Source organism: Pseudomonas sp. L5B5 (genome assembly GCF_020520285.1).
In the GTDB taxonomy this organism is placed as follows: domain Bacteria; phylum Pseudomonadota; class Gammaproteobacteria; order Pseudomonadales; family Pseudomonadaceae; genus Aquipseudomonas.
Genome location: NZ_CP084742.1, coordinates 172,119 through 181,974 on the forward strand (window position 1 = coordinate 172,119; position 9,856 = coordinate 181,974).

General features: G+C 67.5%; 8 protein-coding genes. 1 reads left to right on the top strand and 7 read right to left on the bottom strand.

Annotated features, from left to right (window positions below; genetic code table 11):
* The first annotated feature begins 29 nt into the window (after window positions 1-29).
* A complete protein-coding gene (locus LGQ10_RS00670) occupies window positions 30-1,211 on the top strand; it encodes a sugar transporter (protein WP_058433399.1) in 1,182 nt (393 codons plus the stop codon).
* A 142-nt stretch (window positions 1,212-1,353) separates the two neighbouring features.
* Here the strand turns inward: LGQ10_RS00670 and LGQ10_RS00675 are convergent, their stop codons facing one another.
* The 7 genes from LGQ10_RS00675 to LGQ10_RS00705 form a co-directional block, all read right to left on the bottom strand.
* Window positions 1,354-2,571 (bottom strand): MFS transporter, encoded by a 1,218-nt coding sequence (locus LGQ10_RS00675; protein WP_226524329.1) that lies wholly within the window; start codon window positions 2,569-2,571, stop codon window positions 1,354-1,356.
* Between the two features lie 3 nt (window positions 2,572-2,574).
* The gene (locus LGQ10_RS00680; RefSeq protein ID WP_226524330.1) at window positions 2,575-3,405 is read right to left on the bottom strand and encodes an ABC transporter ATP-binding protein; all 831 of its coding nucleotides are present in this window, start codon (window positions 3,403-3,405) and stop codon (window positions 2,575-2,577) included.
* Window positions 3,402-4,469 carry a FecCD family ABC transporter permease gene (locus LGQ10_RS00685; RefSeq protein WP_058433401.1) on the bottom strand — a complete coding sequence of 356 codons (1,068 nt, stop codon included), beginning with the start codon at window positions 4,467-4,469 and terminating at the stop codon, window positions 3,402-3,404. Before LGQ10_RS00685 ends, LGQ10_RS00680 begins: the two co-directional genes overlap by 4 nt.
* Entirely contained in the window at window positions 4,466-5,599 is a 1,134-nt protein-coding gene (locus LGQ10_RS00690) for an ABC transporter substrate-binding protein (RefSeq protein ID WP_226524331.1), read from the bottom strand. The genes LGQ10_RS00685 and LGQ10_RS00690 overlap by 4 nt, the downstream gene beginning before the upstream one ends.
* On the bottom strand, window positions 5,586-6,467 hold the full coding sequence (locus LGQ10_RS00695; RefSeq protein ID WP_226524332.1) for a PepSY-associated TM helix domain-containing protein: 882 nt from the start codon (window positions 6,465-6,467) through the stop codon (window positions 5,586-5,588). The genes LGQ10_RS00690 and LGQ10_RS00695 overlap by 14 nt, the downstream gene beginning before the upstream one ends.
* A 6-nt stretch (window positions 6,468-6,473) precedes the next feature.
* Window positions 6,474-8,705: a TonB-dependent siderophore receptor gene (locus LGQ10_RS00700; RefSeq protein ID WP_226524333.1), complete on the bottom strand. Its 2,232-nt coding sequence runs from the start codon at window positions 8,703-8,705 to the stop codon at window positions 6,474-6,476.
* Window positions 8,706-8,927: 222 nt separating this feature from the next.
* Window positions 8,928-9,830 (bottom strand): AraC family transcriptional regulator, encoded by a 903-nt coding sequence (locus LGQ10_RS00705; protein ID WP_058437726.1) that lies wholly within the window; start codon window positions 9,828-9,830, stop codon window positions 8,928-8,930.
* Between the last annotated feature and the right edge of the window lie 26 nt (window positions 9,831-9,856).

Below are 9,856 nucleotides of genomic sequence, written 5' to 3' on the forward strand. Positions count from 1 at the left end.
GCCCACCGAACGAGTAGTGCGACCCCTCCATGAGCAATCCCCAGGCGACACCCCAAGGTAACTGGCAGCCGGTCATCGCGTTGGCCCTGGCCGCCTTTGTCTTCAATACCACCGAGTTCGTGCCGGTAGGGCTCCTGAGCGCCATCGGCGCGAGCTTCGAGCTGGCCAGCGAGCAAGTGGGGCTGATGCTGACCATCTATGCGTGGGTGGTGTCCCTGACCTCGCTGCCGGTGATGCTGCTGACCCGCAACGTCGAGCGCCGCCGCTTGCTGACGCTGCTGTTCGGGCTGTTCATCGTCAGCCACGTGCTGTCCAGCCTGGCCACCAGCTTCGGCCTGCTGATGCTCAGTCGGATCGGCATCGCCCTGGCCCACGCGCTGTTCTGGTCGATCACCGCTTCCCTGGCCGTGCGCCTGGCACCGCCAGGCAAACAGGTGCAGGCCCTTGGCTTGCTGGCCACCGGCACCTCCCTGGCGATGGTCCTGGGCATTCCCCTGGGGCGCCTGCTGGGCGAGGCCCTGGGCTGGCGCACCACCTTCAGCGTGATCGCGGGCCTGGCAGCCGTGCTGGTGCTCTGGCTGATCCGCACCTTGCCCCTGTTGCCCAGCCAGAACTCCGGTTCGCTGCGCAGCCTGCCGCTGTTGTTCAAGCGCCCGGCGCTGGTGGCGATCTACGTGCTGACGGCCATGGTGGTGACGGCGCAGTTCACGGCCTACAGCTACGTCGAGCCCTTCATCAAGGTCGCTTCGGGCCTGGGTGGCGAGGTCGTGACCCTGGTGCTGCTGGTGTTCGGTGGTTCGGGAATCATCGGCTCTCTGCTGTTCAGCCGCCTGCATCGCCACAGCCCCCAGGGCTTCCTGTTGATCGCGGTGACCTTGCTGGCGCTGTGCCTGAGCCTCTTGCTGCCACTCAATGGACACGTCTGGTCGCTGGTGGCGCTGAGCGTGGTCTGGGGCATGGCGATCATGGGGTTTGGCCTGGCGCTGCAATCCAGGGTGCTGACCCTGGCGCCGGACGCCACCGACGTGGCGATGGCGATGTTCTCCGGGATCTACAACATCGGCATCGGTGGTGGTGCGCTGCTGGGTAGCTGGGTTGGCGGGCGACTGGGGTTTGCCTACGTCGGCACCGCCGGCGGCGCCCTGGCGGTCCTGGCGCTGGTGCTCTATGCCTGGTCGATCTGGCGCATGGCGCGCGCCACCCCGCAATGAACCGCTTCGTGCAGCCGCTGCCGCAGGCTGCGCACGGGCGCGCAGCGGCCGCAGGGCGGTGTCGGCCGATCGTTCGCTGAAGGCCCTGCGGGCCTTGTCGCAGCGGCCACAGGATTTTGCGCAGGTTGCGTACAGAGGCAGGTCAGGACTGGCCCCGGGTTTGTGGCCAGGCGGCGACCAGTAGCAACAGCACCGCCGCCAGCAGGTAGGGCAGGCGCGGTTCCACGGCGTAGACCAGGGTGCCGGCCAATGGTCCGACCACCACCCCCAGGCCCTGGGCTGCGCCGATGGAGCCGGCGGTGGCACCTTGCTCGGCGGCGTCCACCGAGTTGCTGGCCAGGGCGGCGAAGGACGGGAAGATCCAGCCCATGCCCGCCGCCGACACGAAGAAGCCCAGCCACAGCACCCAGGCGTGGGCCGCAGCGATGCTCGCGGCGAACCCCACGGCGGCCACCAGGGCACCGATGCGGATCATCCGCAGGGGCGGCCATTCCAGCTTACGTACCAGCAACTGCGAGGCGATCAGCGCCACGCCCACCAGGGTCAGGGCGATGCCGGCTGTCTGTGCCGCTGCGGCCGGGGCCATGCCCAGGCGGTCAAGGGCGAAGAAACCGACGGTGATCTGCGCCATGGCCACGCACAGCATGGACACGAACGCCACCAGCAGTGGCCGGCGCAGACGCCGGTCACCCAGGCTCACCGACTTGGGCGGCTGCTTGAGGTGCAGCTCCTGGCGTGGCAGGCGGGCGCGCAGGAACAGGAAGCCGAGCAACGGCAACAGCGCCATGGCATAGAACGGCAGGCTCAGGCTGTAGCGTGCCAGCAAGGCGGCGATGGCCGGCCCCAGCACCAGGGCGCAGGCATTGGCCGCGCCCAGCGAGGCCATGGCCCGGGCGCGGTGCTGCGGTTCGATGTTGTCGGCGATCAGCGCATAGCCGCCCACCGGGATCGCCGCGTAGAACACCCCGATCAGCCCACGCCCCAGCAGCAACCCGGCGAAGGCCAGCAGCGCGCTGGGCAAGGCATGCAGCGCAAGGTCGATGAACAGGCTCAGGGCCAGGAAGGCCAGGGTGAAACCGCCGGTACCCAGCAGCAGGATGCGGCGTCGGCCAAGCCGGTCGCTGGCCCGGCCCCAGGGGCGGGCCAGGAGCATCCAGATCACTCCGGACACGGTGACCGCCATGCCGGCCTGCCAGGTGGCCAGGCCAAGGATCCGGGCGATGGGGCCGATCAGCGCGACGAAGGCCATCATCGCCATGGTGCAAGCCAGGTTGGCCACCAGCAGCGGACGCAGGTCGAAGGCCGGGGTGGCCGCGGATGTCTGTTCGGTATCGAGGGGCAGTGGTTGAACGTTGCTCATGGTCTATCCCAGGGCTGAGTGAGAGGGCAGGCGGCCGTCGACCATTACCAGCGGTCGGCCACGCACCTGTTCCAGGCTGCCGTCGACGCCATAGACGTTGCGCAGCAGCTGTTGGTTGATCACTTCCAGGGCCGGGCCGGCAGCGGCTAGCCGGCCGTTGTGCAACACCACCACCTGCTGGCTGAAACCCAGGGCCAGGTTGATGTCGTGGACCACCACCAGGGTGATCAGCTGACGCTCGCGGGTGGCACGGGTGATGGCTTCCACCACCTGGCACTGGTGATACAGGTCCAGGGCGCTGGTGGGCTCATCCAGCAGCAGCACCCTGGGCTGGCGCACCAGTGCCTGGGCCAGCCCCACCAGTTGGCGCTGGCCGCCGGACAGGGCATCGATGGGGCGGTCGGCCAGGGCGGTCAGGTCCAGGTCGGCCAGCACCTGTTCGACCCCCTGCAGCACGGCAGGGCTTGGTCTTCCAGGAATGAATCCGGGACTGCGGTGCCCGGCCATGGCCGCGCTGAGCACGGCTTCGAAGGCGCACAAACGGGTCCGCTCGGGCAGGCTCTGGGGCAGGTAGACGATGTGTTGCGCACGCTCCACCTGGGGCAGCCGGGCGAGGTCGGTGCCATCGAGCAGCACCTGGCCCGAGGTCTTGTGCAGCCCGGCGATGCCCCGCAACAGGGTCGACTTGCCAGCTGCGTTGGGGCCGATCAACGCGGTCACGCTGCCGGCTTGCAGGGCCGGCAAGTTCACTGCAGCGAGCACCTGGCGGCTGCCGTAGTGCATGCTCAGGCCAGCGGTGCTCAGGCCCGGGGAGGAGGATGAAGGCTGGCTCACAGGGCACCTCGACGGTTGCGCATGACAATGGCCATGAAGAACGGAATGCCCACCAGGGCGGTGACGATGCCCACCGGGATCAGCACCCCGGGGATCAGCGCCTTGCTGGCCACCGAGGCCATGGACAGGATCAACCCGCCGCTGAGCACGCTGGCCGGCAGGAACAGCCGGTGGTCCTCGCCCACCAGCAGCCGGGCGATGTGGGGGGCGATCAGGCCGATGAAGCCGATGGTGCCGACGAAGGACACCGCCAGCGCCGACAGCAGACTGATGCGCAGCAGTGATAGCAGGCGCAGGCGGCCGACATCGATACCGAAGCTGCGGGCCCGCTCCTCGCCCAGGGTCAGGGCGGTCAGGGCCCAGCTCTGGCGCAGGGAAAACGGCAGGCACAACAGCAGCGCCACCGCCAGGATCGCCAGCTTTTCCCAGGAGGCGCGAGCCAGGCTGCCCAGGGTCCAGAACACCAGTTGCTGCAGGCTGTCCTGGCTGGCGACGAACTGCAGCAGGGCCACCAGCGCGTTGAAGGCGAACACCAGGGCGATGCCGAACAGCACCAGGCTCTCCACGCCGAAACCGCGCCAGCGCGCCAGCAGGTACAGCAGGGCCACCGAGGCCAGGGCAAACACGAAGGCATTGGCCGAGATCAGGTACTGCGCCGGCACACCGGGCAGGCCCAGGCCGAGGACAATGGCCAGCGCTGCACCGAAGGCCGCGGCGGCGGATACGCCAAGGGTGAAGGGGCTGGCCAGGGGGTTGTCGAGCACGGTCTGCATCTCGGCCCCGGCCAGTGCCAGGGCAGCACCCACCAGAACCGCCATCAGGGCGTAGGGCAGGCGTACATTCCACACGATCACCGCCTCGACTCGCGGCATCGAGGCCGGGTCCCACAGCACCTGCAGCAGGCGCCCAAGGCTCATGCCCGAAGGCCCGGTGGTGATATCCAGGGCCAGGGACAGCAGCAAGGCCAGCGCCAGGCCGGACAACAACAGGACCCGCCGGCCATGGCGCCGGCGGTAGTGACTCGAAGCAACGGGTTCTTGCACGTCGGTCGCCGCCTGGGTCATTGCGCCAGGTCCGCGGTGAACACGCCGCTGGCGGGGATCGGCATGAAGCGCTGGTACAGCTCGCGGCGGGTCTGGTCAGGGTCCAGGTCCTTGAACAGTTGCGGATGCAGCCACTTGGCCAGGGCCTGGATCGCCACCAGGTGCTCCGGCGAGTCGTAGAAGATGTGCCACAGGCCATGCACGTTGCCCTGGCGTACCGCCCGCAGCTCGTTCAGCGGTGGTCGCTGGGCGGCTTGGCGCAGGCTGTCCCGGGCTTGCTGCACGGTCGCCGAATAGCCCAGGGTGACGCCGCCCTGGCCAGCGGCGAAGACACCGGTGGCCACGTACACATCCGGGTCGCTGGAGAGGATGTACTCCACGTTCAAGGTGCCTATGGGGCCGGGGATGCGCCCGTCGGCGATATTGTGGCCGCCGGCCAGCTTGATCATCTCGCCGAAGTTGCCCGTGCCCGGCGAACCGCAGCAATCCTGCAGGCCGGCGAGCATGTCGATGAAAATCGTCGGCTGCTTGAGGTTGCCGGCACGGGCCAGGGGCTCGGTGACCCGGGCCAGGGACTGCTGGTAGAACGCGATGAACGCCTCGGCCTGCTGCTCACGTCCGAGGGCCTGGCCCAAGAGGCGCATGCTGGGCACGGTGTTGCTCAGGGGATGGTCGCTGAAGTCGACGAAGATCACCGCGACCCCGGCGGCTTCCAGCTGCTTGACCGCCTCGCTGTCCGGGCTCGGCCCGTGGCCGCCGCTCAAGGCCATGATCGCCAGGTCCGGGTGCACGGCCAGGGCCTTCTCGACGCTGAAGGTCTCGGCCGAAGTGCCGCCCACCAGTGGCACTTTTTCCGCGTCGGGAAAGGCCCGGTGATAGGCCTCGTATCCCTGCACATCGAGACCGCGAAAGTCCCCTTGCCAACCGGCGAGGCGGGTGAAGGGATTCTTGCCTTCGAGCAGCGACAGGGAATAGATCATCCGCCCTTCACCGAGCAGGATGTGTTCGACCTTGTCCGGCACCTGGACCTGGCGCCCGGCCAGGTCGGTGAGGGTCGCGGCGCTGGTCGTCGCGGCGTACAGCAGCCCCAGCGGCAACAGGCTCGACAGGAGCCCACGGCGGGCCCGGCGCAACAGATCACGGTGTGTCATTGGAGGTTTCCTTGAACGATTGGACGGCCCGGCGAGAGGCGCGCTTGCGCCACCACAACAGCAGGCCGGTGATGTACAGCAGGGGTAACGAAATTCCGCAGAGAAAAGCCAGCCAGGCGCCGGGTGTGCCCAGCAGCAAATGCCCGTGGGCGGCGGAAAACAGCGGCTTGGCGGCCATCGGCGTGGCCGTCAGCCAGGTGAACAGTTCGGGGCGCGCCAACCAGGCACCGCTGCCGGCGATCAGCGCCAGGGGCAGGCACAACCATGCAGCGGCGACGTTGTGCCATTCGCGCAGGCGTCGGTTGCCGGTGCTGCCGGGACGCAGGCTGGCAGCTTTCCACCAACTGCGCCGGCCCGGCCACCACAGGTACAGGCCGCTGCCCACCGAGACCAGCAGCGCCAGGCCACAGACCAGCACCAGCAGCGACCCCACTGCCGGCGGCAACAGCAGGCTGCGGTGCAGGGCCACCAGGCGTGCCAGCCACAGGTCCTCGAAGACGAAGAAACCCCTGGGCTGGGCGCTGTAGGGGTCGATCATGGCGATGCCGGTTCCGGGGCGTTCCCCGAGCGCGCCGAAGACGATGGCGTTGTCCGATTCGAGAAAGCCCTGGCGGGGCGCCGCGGCGCCGAACACCTTCTGCAGTTGCGGGTAGGCCGTGCTGGCCGCCTCGATCCAGGCGCCCTGCTGCAGGGGGGCGTCGTGTTTGCCGGGAGCCAGTTGCAGCATCTGTGCACCCACCTCCCAGCGCAGGATCGGTCCCTTGAGTTCGAGCAACGCGCCACTGAGGCCCAGCAGCGCCAGGAACAAGCCCAGGCCCAGGGCCACCCAGCGGTGGACCCCAAGCCAGATTTCACGCAGGCGCCGCATGCCGGCCTACCAGCGGTAGCGCAGGCTGGCGATGACGCTGCGGTCATAACCGGCACTGCAACTGGTCACCGAACAGCCTTCGTAATAGCGCTTGTCGGTGAGGTTGTTGGCATTGACCGCCAGGCGCACGCCCTTGGCCGCCGGGATCAGCTTGTCGAAGTCGTAGTGCACCTCGGCATCGAGCAGGGTGTAGGAGGGCACGTTGAGGGTGTTGGCGGGATCGCCCTTGGTGCTGCCGATGTAGCGCACCCCGGCACCGAAACCCAGTCCCCCCAGCGGCCCGTCGGGCAGGCTGTAGTCGGCCCACAGCGAGGCCATCTTTTCCGGGGTGTCGGTGGGCCGCTTGCCCTTTTCCAGTGGGTTGTTGCTCTTGCTCACCTCGGCGTCGTTCCAGGTCAGCGCCGCCAGCAGGTCCAGGCCCTTGGCCAGGCTGGCCTTGCCTTCGAGCTCGACGCCGCGCACGTTCACTTCGCCAGTCTGCAGCCGATTGAGCGGTTGTGCCGGGTCGCTGGTCTGCACGTTTTCCTGGGTCAGGTCGAACAGCGACAGGGTGATGTAGCTGTCGATGCCCGGTGGCTGGTACTTGACCCCCACTTCCGACTGCTTGGCACTGGTGGGCTTGTACGGCGCTCCGTAGAAGTTGGTACCCAGCACCGGGTCGAACGAGGTGGAATAGCTGATGTAGGGCGCCAGGCCGTTGTCCGCCAGGTACACCAGGCCGGTGCGGTAGGTGAACTTCTCGTCCTTCTGCTTGTTGCCGGTGTTTTCCAGGCGGTTGTCGGTGCGCGCGCTGGAGCGATCCTGGCGGCCCCCGACGGTGAGTACCCAGTGATCGTCGAAGGTGAATTGCTGCTGGGCATAGACCCCGACCTGGTCGGCGCGCTGCAGGGTGCTGGCGAACGGCCGGCTGGGGTCGAAGACTCCACCGTGCACCGGGCGGTAGATGTCGATGGGTGATGCCGTGCCGGCTCGCAGGTAGTAGTCCTCGCGAGTGCGCCGGTAGTCCAGGCCCACCAGCGACACCATCTGCGTGCTGCCCAGGTTCCAGCGGGCCTGGACGTTGTTGTCCAGCGAGTAGGTGTCGCCGACGATGCGAAAGCGATAGGCAGAGCGGTTCAGGGTCCGCAGGTCGGACGCCAGGGACATGCCACTGGCGGTATTGGTCAGCAGGTTGACGTGGCCATAACGGGCGCTGGAGTTCAGGCTCCAGACCTCGTTGAAGCGATGCTCCAGCAAGTAGCCGAGGCTGTACTGGTTGCGACCGTTGTCCAGGCCCGGTTCGTCGAGGAACACGTTGTGCTTGACCTTGCCGTTGGGGTTGCCCAGCAGCGTGCCGCGGGCCGGCAGGAAGACTCGCGGGGCACCGAACCTGTCCTTGGTGTAGTCGGCCAACAGGGTCAGGCTGGTGTCTTCGTTGGGTTTCCAGGTGAAGGACGGGGCGATGAACTGCTTGTCGTCGGGGATGTGGTCGAACTGGGTGCCGCTGTCCCGTTGCAGGCCCACCAGGCGATAGAGGAACTGGCCCTGGTCATCCAGTGGCCCGCTGAAATCGAACTGGCCCTGGGCCCGGCCGAAGCTGCCACCCTGGATCTCCACCTCGTGGTAGGGGGTATCCAGCGGTCGCTTGCTGATCTGGTTGACCACGCCTCCCGGGGAGTTCTGGCCGAACAGCACCGAGGCCGGGCCCTTGAGCACGTCGATGCGCTCCAGGCCATAGGCTTCGACCTTGGGCCAGGCCTGGGCGGTGTTGCCCTTGAGGCCATCGCGGAGCATGCCGGTGGTGACGTCGAAACCACGGATCGCGATGGTATCGAAGCGCTGGCTGGCCGCCGTGGTGTTGGCCTGGACTCCGGCGGTGTAGCGCAGGGCTTCGTTCACCGACTGCGCCTTGAGGGCATCCATCTGGTCCCGGGTGATCACCGAGATCGACTGGGGGATTTCGCTGAGCGAGGCATCGGTCTTGGTTCCGCTGAGGCTGCGCTTGGCCACGTAGCCGCTCTGCTGGCCAGTCGGCGAGTCGGCGGCGGTGGCGCTGATCACGCTGGTATCCAGGACCAGCGGATGTTCCTGGTCCTGCTTGGCGGGTGCCGCCAGGGCACTGGTGGCCTGGGTCAGCGACAGGCCCAGGGCCAGGCCATGGACCAGGCAGGACAGCGGACTGCGGCCAGACGCTGGCCGCGCGATCGTGCAATCGGCTGGCCAACCGGGGATGTTTCGGTGCGCAACGCGGGTGCCCATGCTTCACTCCGTGATGGGGATTAAATGAGAATGCAAACGTATCTCATTAATGAATGTGACCCGGGCGCTAAAACTTTGGCTGCAGCGACCATTTCTTTCGTTTGCGGTACCGCCAGGCCCAACGGATACGGGCGTGGCGTTCGCAAGCGGTGGCGAGTGCAGAGGGTGGGAGTGGCTGAGCGAAGATCGGCAGCGCGGCGCCCGGTGGTGCGGGCGCCGGGGTCAGCGCAGGGATTTGGGCGAAACCCCGAAGCGCTTGCGAAAGGCCGTGGAGAAGTGTGCGGGGCTGTAGCCAACCCGATAGGCTGCGCTGGACACGTTGGTTTCGCCGCTGGCCAGCAGGCGGTAGGCCTCGCCCAGGCGCTGTTCCTGCAAGTAGGCATAGACGCTGGTGCCGAACACCTGGCGAAAACCGGCCGTGAGCTTGCGCGGGTTGAGGCCCACCTGGCGTGACAGTTCGGACAGCGACGGCGAGGCCGGCAGCGAATTGAGCAACAGGTCGCGGGCGGCGTGGATGCGTTCGATGTCCGCCGAGTTGCAGGGGCTGTCCTGCAGAGGTCGGGATTCAGCATGGGCAAGGATGCCCTCGACCCCCAGGGCCGTCAGCTCCAGGGCCTTGCCGCCCAGGTAGAACGAGCGGGTGGGGCCTTGCAGTGGGCAGGTGACGATCTGCTGGGCCAGGGCCAGCAACGGCTTGCTGGCTGGCTGGCAGAACAGCATCGGCCCGCCACCGCGCTGGTCCAGCAGGCGCTCGGGTTCCAGGCCGACATTGCGGATCGAAGGGAAGTCCAGTTGCACCGTGGTGTAGCGAACCGGCACGCCCCTGGCGAACAGATGGTCGCCGCAATGCTCGCCCTGGTTGGCCACGGCGCACAGGGTCGGTCCGCGGATCTCCACCTCGGGCTGGCCCTCGACCCGGCAATTGAGCTGGCCGCTGAGCACCAGGATGATCTTCAGGCCCTGCCAGAGCGACTCCTGCATCCACATCTGGCTTTCCATCAGCACGGTCCCGGTGGACAGCGTGATCTCCGGCACGACAGCGGCTGCGCCGTCCTGCTGCGGGTTGGGAAAATGCAGAGTGAAATCCTTTTTGACAGGCTGCGGCGCAGCATTTCGGCTGAGCATGGCGAACTCCCTGTGGACCAGAAAAG

Excerpts from the sequence above, each read along its gene's own strand:
- LGQ10_RS00670 (WP_058433399.1), top strand. The coding sequence starts at position 30 with ATGAGCAATCCCCAGGCGACACCCCAAGGTAACTGGCAGCCGGTCATC.
- LGQ10_RS00675 (WP_226524329.1), bottom strand. The coding sequence starts at position 2,571 with ATGAGCAACGTTCAACCACTGCCCCTCGATACCGAACAGACATCCGCG.
- LGQ10_RS00685 (WP_058433401.1), bottom strand. The coding sequence starts at position 4,469 with ATGACCCAGGCGGCGACCGACGTGCAAGAACCCGTTGCTTCGAGTCAC.
- LGQ10_RS00690 (WP_226524331.1), bottom strand. The coding sequence starts at position 5,599 with ATGACACACCGTGATCTGTTGCGCCGGGCCCGCCGTGGGCTCCTGTCG.
- LGQ10_RS00695 (WP_226524332.1), bottom strand. The coding sequence starts at position 6,467 with ATGCGGCGCCTGCGTGAAATCTGGCTTGGGGTCCACCGCTGGGTGGCC.
- LGQ10_RS00700 (WP_226524333.1), bottom strand. The coding sequence starts at position 8,705 with ATGGGCACCCGCGTTGCGCACCGAAACATCCCCGGTTGGCCAGCCGAT.
- LGQ10_RS00705 (WP_058437726.1), bottom strand. The coding sequence starts at position 9,830 with ATGCTCAGCCGAAATGCTGCGCCGCAGCCTGTCAAAAAGGATTTCACT.